We start from the raw sequence: 13897 nt of genomic DNA on the forward strand, positions 1-13897 counted from the left end.
GTGCGGATCGTCTCTGCGGCTGATTTTCCACTACTACGGGAACTCCGCTGGACGGTGAATGCGCCGGGTCTGAGGCCGGAGAGATTTCGTCACATTGTCATGAATGGGGATACCGATGAGTCGTCACCACAGCATCCGGCGGCAGGGCCGCTCACCTCGCTTTACAGCACGCCGTCGGGGTCGGGTGCTGGGTGTGGGTACGGCGGCGGGCGCGTTGTTGGCGTTCGGGATGACCCCGCTGGCGACCGCGCCGCCGGCTCGGGCCGACCTGATCGACCTGATCATCGACCCCCTCGCGGCAGCGGGTGCGAATGCGGGTGAGCTGGCCGGTGCAGCCGGTCCGCTCGCTGATGTGGACGCGGCGGTGGCGGCCCTGTCCAACCCGTTGTTCGGCGATCCGGTGGAAGCGCTGAGCCAGGCGTATATCACCAGCCCGATCGGTGCAGCGCTGGACCAGATCATCAATGCGCCCTTCGTCTTCCTGTTCGGGCGCGACTTGATCGGCAACGGCGTCGACGGCTTCACCGGCGCCAACGACTCGTTACTCGGCGGGTCGGGGATCTTCGGCAACCTCGGCGACGGCGGATTCCTCGCCGGTGACGGCGGCACGGGTGCGACCGGTGTGGCAGGCGTGGACGGTGGCGCCGGGTCGGCCGGCGGGAGTGCCGGGTTGTTCGGCGATGGCGGCGCCGGCGGAGCCGGTGTGGACGGTGGTGCCGGCGGCGCCGGTGGTACCGGCGGCATCTTGTTCGGCAACGGCGGCAACGGCGGCGATGGCGGTGCGGCAAACGTGGCTGGCGGTGCCGGTGGAGCAGGTGGTGCCGGCGGCGAAGCCGATCCCTTCCTCGGCTTCCTGGGCAATGTCAAGGGCGGGGCCGGTGGTGACGGCGGTGCCGGTGGTGCTGCTTCGGCGACCGTGCCGGGCGGCGACGGTGGCGCCGGCGGGATAGGCGGTGGCGCCCTGTCCCGCTATGACTTCTTCGCCACCGGCAATGGCATCGGCGGTGCCGGTGGTAACGGCGGTGCCGGTGGTGCCGCGAGCGCTACCGAGGCGGCCGGGGCCGGCGGCACCGGCGGGGCCGGCGGCACCGGCGGGTCCGCCCTCAGCGTCCTCGGCAACGGCACCGGCGGTGCCGGTGGTAACGGCGGTGACGGTGGTGACGCCAGCACTACCGAGGCGGCCGGGGCCGGCGGCACCGGCGGGGCCGGCGGGTTCGGCGGCTCTGTGTTGGGCGTCCTGCTCGGCAACGGCACCGGCGGGGCCGGCGGTGTTGGCGGGTCCGGCGGGGCTGCGTCAGCTACCGAGGCAGCGGGAGCCGGCGGGGCCGGCGGGGCCGGCGGCGACGGCGCACTCGCGCTGGGCCTCCTCCTCGGCCACGCCACCGGCGGAGTCGGCGGAGCCGGCGGGGCCGCGAACCTCATCGAGACGGCCGACGCGGGTGGTGCCGGCGGGGCCGGCGGGGCCGGCGGTAGCGCCATTGATGCATTCGACTCCCTCAGCAACGTTACCGGCGGGGCCGGCGGGGCCGGCGCGGCCGGCGGTGCCGCGAGCGCCACCGAGGCGGCCGGGACCGGCGGAGCCGGCGGGGCCGGCGGCGGAACCCTTTCCGTTATTCAAGTCTTGGGCACGGTCAACAACGGGGCCGGCGGCGACGGCGGGGCGGGCGGTGCCGCGAGCGCCACCGAGGCGGCCGGAACGGGCGGGGCCGGCGGCGCCGGCGGCGGCACCGCGCCGGTAACGCCACCCTCGGACGATCCGCTGGCCTTACCCCCGACCCTGCCACCACTGTCGCTGAACAACGCCATTGCCGACGTCTTCGGCACCGTCAACGGCGGTGCCGGCGGGGTCGGCGGGGCCGGCGGTGCCGCGAGCGCCACCGAGGCGGCTGGAACGGGCGGGGACGGCGGGGCCGGCGGCAACGCTTCGACCGTGTTCGACGTCTTCGGCAACCTCACCGGCGGGAACGGCGGGGACGGCGGGCCCGGCGGTGCTGCGAGCGACACCGAGCCCGTCGGGGACGGCGGTGCCGGCGGCACCGGTGGCATCGCGTCGAATGTGTTCGGTGTCCCCCGCAGCCTCACCGACGGCACCGCTGGGACCCCAGGTTCCTCAACCGGGTAGGAGCACGACGTTCGAGGATGCGACGGCGGCCTTGCCGAGGGCACCACGGATCCCGGGCTGGCGCGCGTAGGTGATACCTCACAGTTCCGACATCGTCGGATCTAGTCACGCTCGCAACCAAGGTTCGCCAGCATCGCCGGCTCGGCCGACGGCGTTACCGTGGTGATATGCGCGCGCTGATCGTCGTCGACGTCCAGAACGACTTTTGCGAGGGCGGCTCGCTGGCGGTGACCGGCGGCGCCGCCGCCGCCAGGGCCGTCACCGGCTACCTGGCCACCGCCGCCGGCTACCGCCACGTCGTGGCCACCCAGGATTTCCACGTCGATCCCGGTGAACATTTCTCCGACCAGCCGAACTACACGACGTCGTGGCCGCCGCACTGCGTCGCGGGAACCCCGGGAGCGCAGTTTCACCCCGACCTCGATCCCAGCCGCATCGAGGCCGTCTTCCGGAAGGGCGCCTACTGCGCGGCCTACAGCGGCTTCGAAGGTGTCGACGACAGCGGCACGCCGCTGGGCGAGTGGCTGCGCCGGCACGGCGTCGACGAGGTCGACGTGGTCGGCATCGCCACCGACCACTGTGTGCGCCGGACTGCCGAGGACGCGGTGCGGGCCGGCTTCGGCACCCGTGTGCTGCTGGACCTGACGGCCGGCGTGGCGGAGGAGTCCACCGCCGCGGCCGTCGACGCGCTGCGCGCCGCCGGCGTCGCGGTGCTGCGGAGCCGCTGATGGGCCCCGCAAAGCAGGCCCTTTTGGCGGCGGTGGAGCGATCGCCGCAGGCCGCGGCCGCCCACGACCGCGCCGGCTGGGTGGGGCTGTTCACCGGGGACGCCCGCATCGAGGATCCGGTCGGTTCGCGGCCCCACATCGGTCCCGCCCGGATCGGCCGGTTCTACGACACCTTCATCGGCCCCCGCGACATCGTCTTTCACCGCGATCTCGACATCGTGTGCGGCTCGGTCGTGGTGCGCGATCTGACCCTCGAGGTCGCCATGAGCAGCGCGGTCACCATGACGATTCCCGCGGTCCTGCGCTACGACCTGCGCGAAGCCGACGGGGAATGGAAAATCGCGGCGATGCGGGCGTACTGGGAGCTGCCGAGCATGGTGCTGCAATTCCTGCGCCGCGGCGCATCGGCGCTGCCGGCGGGCCTGCAACTGGCGCGTGGCCTACTGGCCAACCAGCGCCTGGGCGGCACCGTCGGTTTCGCAGCCGGTTTCCGGCGCGTGGGGTCGCGCCACAAGCAGTTGGTCGGCACGTTTTTGGACGCCGTCGCGCGGGGTGACCGTCCGGCCGCGTTGCGCGCGTTGTCACCCTCTGCCGCAACGACTGTCGGCGACGACGTTCCCGCCGATCTCGACGACCTCATCGCGCGGCTGCGCGGGGGCGGCGGAGCGAAGATCATCGCCGCGGGGGGCACGGTCGCCGTGTCGACCACCTCGCCGCAGGAGCGAGGTGTGCTGTTCGCCGACGTCACGCGGCGCCGCAACACGATCCGGCGTATCCGGTACTTTCCGGCCTGACCGCCCTGCATCGACATGACCTCGCCGGAAATGCATGATCCCTGCACCAGCCCACGCCCGGCGTCGGCCGAACTGCTGCTCGAGGGTGGTTTCCAGCAGATCGGCCCGGGCGAGCACGTGATGTACAAGCCGCGGTGGGGAGCGTTTTACAACACCGGACTGGACGCGCATCTACGCGAAAACTGCAGCAACACACTTGTTGTCGCAGGATGCAACTTCCCGAACTGTCCGCGGACGTCCACCTACGAGGCCTCCGAACGCGACTTTTCCGATCATGCTGGTCTCCCACGCGGTGTCGGGTCTGTATGACCGCGGCGTCGAAGAGTGCCGGGGGATTGGCGCGGACGTCCGCGACCTGGCTTCGGCACTGCGCTGGCTGGCCGATGGTCAGCGAACTGCCGGCGGCGCCGGCGACGCCGCCGACGGCAGCAGCAGCAGCAGGTAGCCGCTCTTGCGCTGCCGCGGTGACGAGCACCCGGGAATACTGGAGGAGCACGCAGAGACAGGGAGCGCCATGTTCGATCAGCCTTTCCCGCGGCGCACCCTGCTGCGCGGCGCCGGAGCGCTCGGCTCAGCCTCGCTGGCGTCCTGGGCCACCGGCGGGTGCAGCTCCGACGACGACGCGCTGACCTTCTTCTTCGCCGCCAACCCCGAGGAAGCCGACGCCCGGCTGCGGATCGTCGAGGCGTTCAGCCGCCGCCACCCTGACATCAGGGTGCGGACGTTGCTGTCCGGCCCGGACGCCATGCAGCAGCTGTCGACGTTCTGCGCCGGCGGCAAGTGTCCAGATGTGCTGATGGCATGGGAGTTCACCTACGCCGGGCTGGCCGACCGCGGCGTGCTGTGCGACCTCAACACCCTGCTGGATCACGACCCCGCTTTCGCCGCGCACCTGAGAGCCGACAACATCGCGCCGCTGTATGAGACGTTCACGTTCAACGGCGGCCAGTACGCCCTGCCGGAGCAGTGGTCCGGGAATTTCCTGTTCTACAACAGGAAGCTGTTCGCCCAAGCCGGGCTGGATCCCCCGGCCCGGTGGGACCAGCCGTGGAGCTTCGCCGAATTCCTCGACAGCGCAAGCGCTCTCACCACACGCGACCGGGCGGGCCGGATCAGCCGGTGGGGGTTCGTCGACACCTGGGTCGGCATCTACTCCGCCGGGCTGTTCGGCATGAACAACGGCGTCCCGTGGTCGACGCCGCGGATGGACCCGACGCACCTCAACTTCGACAACCCCGAGTTCCTCGAAGGCATCCAGTTCTACGCCGACCTGTCCACCACGCACAAGGTGGCGCCCACCGCATCTGCGACCCAGTCGATGTCGACGATGGATCTGTTCTCGGCGGGCCGGGCGGCGATGGCGCTGGGCGGGCATTGGCGATACCAGACATTCGACCGCGCGGACGGCCTGGATTTCGACGTGACCATCCTGCCGACCGGTCCGCGCGGGCACCGGGCCCAGTCGAACATCGGCACGACCGGGCTGGCCATCGCCGCCAGCAGCCGCCGCAAAGAACAGGCGTGGGAATTCGTCAAGTTCGCCTGCGGCCCCACCGGACAGGAATTGATTGGCGCCTCGGGGCTTTTCGTGCCGGTGCTGCGCTCTGCGATCGGGTCGGCCGGATTCGCCGACGCGCACCGCAGGATTGCCAACATCGCTGTGCTGACCGGCGGGCCGGCCAACTCGGAAGGCCTGCCGATCTCCCCGGAGTGGGAGAAGATCAACGCGCTGATGGACCGCAACATCGGGCCGGTACTGCGCGGCTCACGGCCGGCGGCATCCCTGGCGGGCACATTCACCCGCGAGGCCGACGAGGTGCTGCGCACTCCATGACGGCGGTCGACCAGTCCACCCGGCGCCGCCGGTCGTCGCGGCGACGGGCCCGCGCCGGGCGCCTGTTCGTCGCGCCGAATCTCACCGCCGTCGCGGTCTTCATGCTGTTCCCGCTCGGTTTCTCGCTGTACATGAGTCTGCAGCACTGGGACCTGTTCACGCCGCCGAAGTTCGTCGGCTGGGCCAACTTTCGCCAGCTGTTCACCGCCGATCCGCTGTTCGTCATCGCGCTGCGCAACACCGTGGTATTCACCGTCGGGACCGTCGTGCCGACGACCCTCATCAGCCTCGGGGTGGCCGGAGTGCTCAACCGCACCTTCAAAGGAGCCGCATTCTTCCGGACGGTGATCTTCCTGCCGCTGGCGGTGTCGTCGGTCGTGATGGCCGTGGTGTGGCAGTTCGTGTTCAACACCGACAACGGTCTGCTCAACATCATGCTCGGCTGGCTGGGGATCGGCCCGGTGCCGTGGCTGGTCGACCCGAAATGGGCGATGGTCTCGCTGTGCCTGGTCAGTGTGTGGCGCAGTGTGCCGTTTGCGACCGTCGTCCTGCTGGCCGCGATGCAGGGGGTGCCGGACACCTACTACGAGGCAGCGAAACTCGACGGCGCCGGGGAGCTGCGGCGTTTCATGTCCATCACGGTTCCGCTGATCCGGGGCGCGCTGTCGTTCGTGGTGGTCATCTCGGTCATCCATGCGTTCCAGGCTTTCGACTTGGTCTATGTCCTTACCGGCCGCAACGGTGGACCCGAGTCGGCGACCTATGTCCTGGGCATCATGCTGTTCCAGAACGCCTTCGCCTTCCTGGACTTCGGCTACGCGTCCGCGCTGGCGTGGGTTATGTTCGCCATCTTGCTGGGCCTGACCGTGCTGCAGCTGCGGTTCACCCGCCGTCGCAGCGCCCAGGAGGAACGATCGTGGGCCTAGCCGACCGGATGATCAAACCCGGTGTCGCCCGGGCCGTCGCGCTGTATGCCGCGCTGGCCGGCATCGCATGGTGCGCGCTGTTTCCGATCCTGTGGGCGGTGTCGGGCTCGTTGAAAAAAGAGGGTGAGGTCACGGCGCCGACGTTGTTTCCCGCGCACCCGCAATGGTCCAACTACGCCGAGGTGTTCACCCTGATGCCGTTCTGGCGGTTGCTCGTCAACACGGTGGCCTATGCCGGGTGCGTCACCGCCGGCCAGGTGTTCTTCTGCTCGCTGGCCGGATATGCGTTCGCCCGGCTGCAGTTTCGCGGCCGGGACGCCTTGTTCGTCGCGTACCTGGGCACGTTGATGGTGCCGCTGACGGTTACCGTGATCCCGCAGTTCATCCTGATGCGGATCGCCGGCCTCACCGACACGCCATGGTCCATGATCGTGCCGGGATTATTCGGCAGCGCGTTCGGCACCTATCTCATGCGCCAATTTTTCCTCTCTCTCCCAACGGATCTCGAGGAGGCTGCGATTCTCGACGGCTGCTCGCCGTGGCAGATCTACTGGCGGGTCCTGCTGCCGCACGCCACACCCGCCGTCATGGTGCTCGCGGTGCTCACCTGGGTCAACGTGTGGAACGACTTCCTGTGGCCGCTACTGATGATTCAGCGTAGGAGCATCGCCACCCTCACCCTCGGCCTGGTGCGGCTGCAAGGCGAATACGTGGCCCGATGGCCGGTGCTGATGGCGGCGTCGATCCTGATCCTGCTGCCGTTGGTGGCCCTCTACGCCGTCGCGCAGCGGGCGTTCATCCGCGGTATCGCGCTGACCGGGTCGAGCGGGTGAGCCCATGGCATCGGTGAGGTTCGAGCAGGCGACCCGGCGTTACCCGGGCAGCGCGCGACCGGCGCTGGATCGGCTGGACCTCGAGGTCGCCGACGGGGAGTTCGTCGTGCTGGTCGGGCCGTCGGGATGCGGCAAGACAACCTCGCTGCGGATGGTCGCCGGGCTGGAAGCGGTCGATTCGGGCCGCATCCGCATCGGCGGACGTGACGTCACCGACGCCGACCCGCAGGACCGGGACGTCGCGATGGTCTTCCAGAACTACGCGCTCTACCCGCACATGACGGTGGCGCAGAACATGGGCTTCGCGTTGAAGATCGCCCGGGTCGGCAAAGCCGAGATCGCCGAGCGGGTGCGCGATGCGGCGAGATTGCTCGACTTGGAACCGTACCTGGACCGCAAGCCCAAGGACCTGTCCGGCGGACAACGCCAGCGGGTGGCGATGGGACGTGCGATCGTGCGGCGCCCCCAGGTGTTCCTGATGGACGAGCCGTTGTCCAACCTGGACGCCACACTGCGCGTGCAGACCCGTAACCAGATCGCCGGACTGCAAAGGCGACTGGGCACCACCACCGTCTACGTCACCCACGACCAGGTGGAAGCCATGACGATGGGGGACCGTGTCGCGGTGCTGCGCGACGGCGTGCTGCAACAGTGTGCGCCCCCGCGTGAGCTCTACCGGGCCCCCGTCAACGTGTTCGTCGCCGAGTTCATCGGCTCGCCGGCGATGAACCTTTTCACGGTTCCGATCGTCGACGGTGCTGCGGCACTGGGGGATTGGCTGCTCCCGGTGCCGCGTGAGGCCGTCGGCGCCGGCGCCACGGTGATTGTCGGCATCCGGCCCGAACACTTCGAGCTGGGCGGCGTCGGTGTCGAGATGGAAGTCGACGTGGTCGAGGAACTCGGCGCCGACGCCTACCTGTACGGGCGAATCACCGCCTCCGGCAACGGCGTCGCCCGCTCCGTCGTCGCGCGGGTGGACGGGCACAACCCGCCGGCGCGGGGCAGCCGCCTGCGTCTGCATCCGCAACCCGAACACCTGCACTTCTTCGGCGCCGACGGCAGCAGACTGGTGTAACCGGGCACGGCATGATGAGCCGCTGCGGCGTGGCGGGATCCGCGCCGCAGCGAGGTGCCGGCACGCACGACCGATGAGCCGGGGTGGATGGTGATAGGCCAGTACATGGCGGCCGCCTGCGACAGGGCACGGGTACGGCGGCCCGGCGAGGAACATCGGCCGGAGTCAGTCCGCCCGCGCTGACTGGGCTGCATGGATCGAGATTTAGCGAAGGAGCCGAACCTCGATCGGCAGGTCGAGTTTCGCCCACGCACGGTCTGCGGTGATAACGATCGGGGGCGTGCTGCGGATAGCCAGGGCAAGGCAGCATCGGTCGCCGAGGGAGAGCTGCTGTCCGCCCGTAATGGCACGCAAAGCGCCGGCGAGCTCCGCGTCATCGGCGGTCAGCGGTTCGATGGTGACACCGGCGGCGACCGCAAGTTGGCGGATGGCCGAGGCATCGATCTGCGCGTCGACCAATTTACCGATCACCTCGGCAAGATTCGGCGCGCCGATGACCGAACCGGTCATCGCCTCGGCAACCAGGTCGGCGCCGGCCTCTCCGTGAATCAGTGCCAGCAGCGCCGACGCGTCGAGAACGGTCAACTGTCGCGCGCCTCGACGCGGCGCTCCGCGAGGAGTTCGTCTACCAGGGAACGACTCGGCGCTTTCTCCCGGCCCAGCGCGCGGATTTCGTCGATCGCATCCGCAGGCCTTTCCAGGACGATCCGCGCCTGCCGCCGTAATCACTGATGGTCACGATCTACGGCTGAGTTACTAGAGCAGGGTGATCGCGACGGGGATACCGAGCTGATCAGTGGCATTGGCCAAGCGCCTGTCGACGGTGATGACGGCGGCCGAGCGTTCGGCGGCGACAGCGACATACAGGCCGTCGTAGATCGAGATGTTGTGCCGCCAGGCCCAGGCGGTGCGCAGCAGCAGTGCGTCAGGGAGCACGCATTCGATGGCGAGTGCGGTGGCGGTATCGGCGGCGGCCTCGGCGTCCTCGAGTTCCAATTGCCCGCGCAATACGGCTTTGTGCAGGGTGCGTAGCACCTCGCCCGGCATGTGGGCCGGTGCGAGCCAGCCGTCGTCGCCGTTTAGGGCTGCGCGTGCCGCGTCGCCTTGGGGAGTGCCGCTCGTGAGCGCCAACACCAGCACGCCTGCGTCCACCACGATCACCGGCGAAAACTCACCCGTCGCGGTCGGCGCGGATGACGGCCGCCACTTCCTCGGCTGTCATGGTAAGACTGCGATGACTAGCCAATGCCTCCAAGAGCTGCCGGTTGCGTTGAGCCTGGTACTCCCGTTCCAACAGTGATCGCAGATACGTTTGGGTGGATTGGCCGCGCGCCTCGGCGCGGGCTGCCAGCGCGTCCCGAACTTCTTCAGGGACATCTTTGATCTGAATCGCAACTGCCATAGCCACAAGCTATCACATGCGCATGACATGCACATGTTCTGCGTGTTCGCAGTCAACAACAACCAACTATCACCGGACGCCTCTTGAGGTATTCCCCATGCGAGTCAAGTCACGTGTATCAAGCAACACCTCCCAGGCCCTAATCAATGGCTTTACCAGCAATTTTGCTGATTCTTATGAGGCAATACGGCAAAGCCATTTGGCCTTGCTGACAAGTCGGAAATCTGCCCCCTGCGAGGAACTCGACCTTGTTTTCGATCGCTTAAAGAGGTTCGCATAATTGAGTGGCAAATTGGTCATAGAAAAAGGCCGGTGTGGCGCAGCAGCGCGAAACACAGGTCGGCGTCGTTGCCGGCGCGTTCGAGTCCGTCGCAGGCGGCCTGCATCGCCTCGTCGATGGTGTTGGGGCAGCGATTGGCCAGTTCGGTTCCTTTGACGTTGCCCCATAGGCCTTCCACCGGGTTGAGTATCTCGTCGACGCCGACAAACGCACATTGTGGCTACGACACGCTGGCCCCGGCCACCCATCCGGCACGGATTAGGACTCGGGCAAGTGACGCCGCCGCAGGGACTGTCCGGCAGGACCGCGTTCACCGTTCTGACAACAGGCCCGCAGCGCAGCGTTTGGCCGCCGGGTAAATCAATAACGTCTCAGCACCCTCAGCCCGCTCTGCCGTGATCCACCTAGTATGACCAGCGAATTCCCCGGTACGGCAGTAGCACTTGACCTTGGCGACAAGATAGGAACCTATCCTCTGGTTGTGTCCATGATCATGCGCGATCTCGGTTCCCTCGCTGTTCAGAGAGTTCTGCCGCAACTGCCACTTGGGCATACCCGCGAAGATCGGGCGCCATTAAGGTATGATTTTTATACATACTTGAGTTTGAGTTTGATCCCGCCAAGAGTGCGGCAAACCTGGTCAAGCAAGGCATCGACTTCGTTGCGGCACAGTCCATCTGGCGGGATCCGCACCGCATCGAGGTGTCGGCACGCACGACGGATGAGCCGAGGTGGATGGTGATAGGTCAGATCGACGGCCAATGCTGGTCGGCAGTGGTGACCTACCGAGACGACCGCGTGCGAGTCATTTCCGTGCGCCGCTCACGGGAAGGAGAGATAGCGATTTATGAAAGCTAGCGAGTTCGACGAGCGGTTCGACGACGGCCAGGACATGGCGGCCGCCCTCGACACGGCACGGGCACGGCGCCCTGGCGAGGAACACCGGCGTGTGAACGTCGACTTTCCGGCCTGGATGATCGCCGAACTCGACCGCGAAGCCACTCGTCTCGGAGTCACTCGCCAATCACTCATCAAGGTCTGGATCGCCGACAAGCTTGATCACGGCGGTCACACTGCAGCCTGACCGCTGTTTGACAACAGCAAGTGATCCGATGTCCGGGGGTCCTGTTGACGTCACGCGTGTGAAATCGACGATTCGCCCCACTCATGCAGGTGAGCTGAGATGTCGCAAACAACACCACAGCCCCATCAGTGTCTTTAGCCAGCTATTTTTTGATGAACATGATCGGAATGGCGCAGGCATTTGACCCTCGTCACGGTCATGTGCCGATCGCCTCATGCTCGGCCGGGTAGGCGTGGATCAGCGCGGCGGTCAGTCCGGGGACCGCGTGGGTGAGTTCGTGCTCGGCGTCGTGCGCGATGCGATGCGCCTGGGCCAGGTCGAGAGTGGGGTCGACGTCGAGTTCGGCGTCGGCGTGCACGCGGTGCCCGATCCAGCGCATCCGCACGCTACGGACCGCCCGTACCCCGGGCTGGGCCGCCAGTGCCTGCTCGGCGATGTCGACCATCGCCGGGTCGACGCCGTCGAGCAGGCGCCGGAACACGTCCCGCACGGCGGTGTGCAGCACGGCCAGGATGGCCACCGTGATCAGCAGGCCGACGACGGGGTCGGCCAGCGGGAATCCCAGTGCGGCGCCGCCGGCGGAGAATAACACCGCCAGCGAGGTGAATCCGTCGGTGCGGGCATGCAGTCCGTCGGCGACCAGCGCGGCCGAGCCGATGCGGCGCCCGACGCCGATGCGGTAAAGCGCCACCCATTCGTTGCCGACGAACCCGACCAGACCCGCCAGGGCCACCCAGCCGACGTGTGCGATCAGCTGGGGGCGGATCAGCCGGGTGACGGCTTCGTAGCCGGCGACGATCGCCGACAGGGCGATCATCGCGATCACGAACAGCCCGGCTAGGTCCTCCGCTCGTCCGTAGCCGTAGGTGTAGCGACGGGTGGCGGCTTTGGTGCCGAGCGCGAACGCGATCCACAGCGGCACCGCGGTCAAGGCGTCGGAGAAGTTGTGGATGGTGTCGGCGGTCAGCGCCACCGACCCGGAGATCGTCACGATGACGATCTGGGTGATCGCGGTCAACCCGAGCACCAGCAGGCTGATCTTGACCGCGCGAATTCCGGCCGCACTGGATTCCAGGGCGTCATCGACGCTGTCGGCAGCGTCGTGGGAGTGCGGTGCGAAGATCTGCGCGATCACCCCGCGCAGGCCGTGGGGATGATCGTGGGAAGGTCCGTGGTCGTGGTCGTGGTCGTGATCGTCAGCGGCAGAAGCGGATTCGGTCCTGAGATGAGTCATGGCCCGACCGGCCTTTCCTGGCGAGTGATCGACACCGGGCCGCGCTCGCCCAGCACGTTCGACCAGCACCTGATACTTGCATTTATGCGCAGATAATAGCAATCGGACGTGGTGTGACGCCAGGGCCGGCCACCGCCGTCTGGGACGGTGTCGCGGACGCCAGCGGCAGATTTGGCCCAAGCCGTCACCGCTCAGGCCTCTCTCAGATACTATTCAGAAGCGGTCACTATTCATGAGTGCTGTTTCGACGGGCGCCGACGTTTCGGTGAGGGAGTCTGCTATGGAATCGGCCTTGGTTCGTCGTGTCACCGCTGCGGCCGCGCTGGCCTGCGCCGGCCTCGTCGCCGCGACGCCGGTGGTGGCGCCGCCACCCCACGTCGAGGCGGCGGTTCGGCTCGCCGCGTCCGCCGGGGAGAGTCCCGTCGACCTGCTGAGCGCGGCGCTGAGCGCGGCCGCCTCCAGCGGCCAGGGCCTACCCGACGTCTTCACCCCATTTTCCGACCTGGTCAGGAACACGTCGGACAATCTGGCAGGGCTGGCCGACGCCGTGCTCGCCGATCCGGCGCCCTTCCTGCGTCAGATCCTGATCAATCAGCTCGGTTACCTGGGAACCGTTGCCACGTCGGTGGAAAACGCCGGCCGCGACTTCGCCGACGGGCTCGCCGCCTTGCCGGCCGCGCTGCAGCAGGCATTCGCGGACCTCACCGACGGCAACGTCGGCGGCGCGCTGGGCACGGTCGCGGCGGCTCTGGTCGGCCTGGTGTTCGACGGCTTCGACACCAGCGACCTGTCGAACATCACCATCCAGGGCGCCATCGGCGACCTGCTGTCGATCCTGACCATCCCCGGCGAGATCGCGCAGAGGGCCACCGATGTGATCGAGCCGCTCACCGACACCACCGTCGCGGCGGACATCTCGAACATCCTCGCGCCGAGCGACCACATCGGGCTGCCGGTGCTGCTCGGCTTCGAGGTCATTTCCGCGCCGTACTCCGCGGCGCTGGGGCTTGCGAGCAGCGGCACCGACTTCGTCGACGCGGTACAGGCCGGGAACCTGCCGGGGGCGCTCGGCGCACTCGTCGATGCCCCTGCCACCACCCTCAACGGCTTCCTCAACGGCCAGCAGGGAATCGACATCCCGATTGCAGTGGGAGCGCCGCTGAAGGACGTGGTGTTAAACGTGCCCCTCGGCGGGCTACTCGCCCCGCTCAAGCCCCTCGAGGCTACGGCGAACTTCTTACCTATCTGCGTACCGATTATCGGGTGCCACACTCCGCCGTCCCTCGACATTGCCGTCAAAGGCACCCCCGCCGGCGGCCTGATCCCGACCCTGCTGACGTATCTGCCCCACCAGCTGGCCGCGGCCATCGACGGTTCGGAGAGCACGTCGGCGGCCGACCTGGCAGCGCAGGCGGATGCCCTGTTGAATCCGGTTGCGGCCCTAAGCGATCTGGGTGCGCTCTTGAGCCCGGCCGACTGGGCGGTGACGCCCTTCTGACCGCCGGATCCGGCGGCAACCAGCAGGGCCGCGGGGCGGTTCAACCGGCCGGTGCGAGCATGGCCTTCCACCCGTCGTCTCCGGTGC

General features: G+C 68.0%; 14 protein-coding genes and 1 pseudogene. 10 read left to right on the top strand and 5 right to left on the bottom strand.

The window, feature by feature from the left end:
• Window positions 1-193 precede the first annotated feature (193 nt).
• From ABDW21_RS03155 to ugpC, 8 genes and pseudogenes are all read left to right on the top strand, one after another.
• Window positions 194-2122: a hypothetical protein gene (locus ABDW21_RS03155; RefSeq protein ID WP_343710043.1), complete on the top strand. Its 1929-nt coding sequence runs from the start codon at window positions 194-196 to the stop codon at window positions 2120-2122.
• 167 nt (window positions 2123-2289) lie between these two features.
• Window positions 2290-2850, top strand: coding sequence for a pyrazinamidase PncA (pncA, locus tag ABDW21_RS03160; protein WP_343710044.1), 561 nt, complete (start codon window positions 2290-2292; stop codon window positions 2848-2850).
• The gene (locus ABDW21_RS03165; protein WP_343602262.1) at window positions 2850-3644 is read left to right on the top strand and encodes a ketosteroid isomerase family protein; all 795 of its coding nucleotides are present in this window, start codon (window positions 2850-2852) and stop codon (window positions 3642-3644) included. The genes pncA and ABDW21_RS03165 overlap by 1 nt, the downstream gene beginning before the upstream one ends.
• 69 nt (window positions 3645-3713) lie before the next feature.
• Window positions 3714-4089 (top strand): annotated as a pseudogene (locus tag ABDW21_RS03170) (isochorismatase family protein); the annotation flags it as partial.
• 69 nt (window positions 4090-4158) lie between these two features.
• Window positions 4159-5478, top strand: a complete 1320-nt coding sequence (locus ABDW21_RS03175; RefSeq protein WP_343710045.1) for a sugar ABC transporter substrate-binding protein — start codon at window positions 4159-4161, stop codon at window positions 5476-5478.
• The gene (locus tag ABDW21_RS03180) at window positions 5475-6404 is read left to right on the top strand and encodes a sugar ABC transporter permease (protein WP_343710046.1); all 930 of its coding nucleotides are present in this window, start codon (window positions 5475-5477) and stop codon (window positions 6402-6404) included. The genes ABDW21_RS03175 and ABDW21_RS03180 overlap by 4 nt, the downstream gene beginning before the upstream one ends.
• A complete protein-coding gene (locus tag ABDW21_RS03185; RefSeq protein WP_343602268.1) occupies window positions 6395-7237 on the top strand; it encodes a carbohydrate ABC transporter permease in 843 nt (280 codons plus the stop codon). The genes ABDW21_RS03180 and ABDW21_RS03185 overlap by 10 nt, the downstream gene beginning before the upstream one ends.
• Window positions 7238-7241: 4 nt before the next feature.
• Window positions 7242-8312, top strand: a complete 1071-nt coding sequence (ugpC, locus tag ABDW21_RS03190; protein WP_343710047.1) for a sn-glycerol-3-phosphate ABC transporter ATP-binding protein UgpC — start codon at window positions 7242-7244, stop codon at window positions 8310-8312.
• Window positions 8313-8516: 204 nt separating this feature from the next.
• Here the strand turns inward: ugpC and ABDW21_RS03195 are convergent, their stop codons facing one another.
• The 4 genes from ABDW21_RS03195 to ABDW21_RS03210 all read right to left on the bottom strand — a co-directional run bounded on the left by ABDW21_RS03195 (window position 8517) and on the right by ABDW21_RS03210 (window position 10172).
• Complete coding sequence (locus tag ABDW21_RS03195; protein ID WP_343710048.1) at window positions 8517-8897, bottom strand: type II toxin-antitoxin system VapC family toxin; 381 nt, start codon at window positions 8895-8897, stop codon at window positions 8517-8519.
• Between the two features lie 171 nt (window positions 8898-9068).
• A complete protein-coding gene (locus ABDW21_RS03200; RefSeq protein ID WP_343602274.1) occupies window positions 9069-9473 on the bottom strand; it encodes a type II toxin-antitoxin system VapC family toxin in 405 nt (134 codons plus the stop codon).
• A gap of 10 nt (window positions 9474-9483) precedes the next feature.
• A complete protein-coding gene (locus ABDW21_RS03205) occupies window positions 9484-9714 on the bottom strand; it encodes a hypothetical protein (RefSeq protein WP_343602276.1) in 231 nt (76 codons plus the stop codon).
• 296 nt (window positions 9715-10010) lie between these two features.
• Entirely contained in the window at window positions 10011-10172 is a 162-nt protein-coding gene (locus ABDW21_RS03210) for a hypothetical protein (RefSeq protein WP_343710049.1), read from the bottom strand.
• A gap of 669 nt (window positions 10173-10841) precedes the next feature.
• Between ABDW21_RS03210 and ABDW21_RS03215 the strand changes: the two genes are divergently transcribed.
• Entirely contained in the window at window positions 10842-11078 is a 237-nt protein-coding gene (locus ABDW21_RS03215) for a CopG family transcriptional regulator (protein ID WP_343710050.1), read from the top strand.
• 196 nt (window positions 11079-11274) lie between these two features.
• Here ABDW21_RS03215 and ABDW21_RS03220 read toward each other — a convergent pair whose 3' ends face one another.
• A complete protein-coding gene (locus ABDW21_RS03220; protein WP_343710051.1) occupies window positions 11275-12312 on the bottom strand; it encodes a cation diffusion facilitator family transporter in 1038 nt (345 codons plus the stop codon).
• Between the two features lie 280 nt (window positions 12313-12592).
• Between ABDW21_RS03220 and ABDW21_RS03225 the strand changes: the two genes are divergently transcribed.
• Complete coding sequence (locus ABDW21_RS03225) at window positions 12593-13810, top strand: hypothetical protein (protein ID WP_343710052.1); 1218 nt, start codon at window positions 12593-12595, stop codon at window positions 13808-13810.
• Window positions 13811-13897: the final 87 nt, after the last annotated feature.

It is taken from the genome of Mycobacterium sp. (genome assembly GCF_039583805.1).
Lineage (GTDB): Bacteria > Actinomycetota > Actinomycetes > Mycobacteriales > Mycobacteriaceae > Mycobacterium.

Excerpts from the sequence above, each read along its gene's own strand:
- pncA (WP_343710044.1), top strand. The coding sequence starts at position 2,290 with ATGCGCGCGCTGATCGTCGTCGACGTCCAGAACGACTTTTGCGAGGGC.
- ABDW21_RS03165 (WP_343602262.1), top strand. The coding sequence starts at position 2,850 with ATGGGCCCCGCAAAGCAGGCCCTTTTGGCGGCGGTGGAGCGATCGCCG.
- ABDW21_RS03175 (WP_343710045.1), top strand. The coding sequence starts at position 4,159 with ATGTTCGATCAGCCTTTCCCGCGGCGCACCCTGCTGCGCGGCGCCGGA.
- ABDW21_RS03180 (WP_343710046.1), top strand. The coding sequence starts at position 5,475 with ATGACGGCGGTCGACCAGTCCACCCGGCGCCGCCGGTCGTCGCGGCGA.
- ugpC (WP_343710047.1), top strand. The coding sequence starts at position 7,242 with ATGGCATCGGTGAGGTTCGAGCAGGCGACCCGGCGTTACCCGGGCAGC.
- ABDW21_RS03205 (WP_343602276.1), bottom strand. The coding sequence starts at position 9,714 with ATGGCAGTTGCGATTCAGATCAAAGATGTCCCTGAAGAAGTTCGGGAC.
- ABDW21_RS03215 (WP_343710050.1), top strand. The coding sequence starts at position 10,842 with ATGAAAGCTAGCGAGTTCGACGAGCGGTTCGACGACGGCCAGGACATG.
- ABDW21_RS03220 (WP_343710051.1), bottom strand. The coding sequence starts at position 12,312 with ATGACTCATCTCAGGACCGAATCCGCTTCTGCCGCTGACGATCACGAC.
- ABDW21_RS03225 (WP_343710052.1), top strand. The coding sequence starts at position 12,593 with ATGGAATCGGCCTTGGTTCGTCGTGTCACCGCTGCGGCCGCGCTGGCC.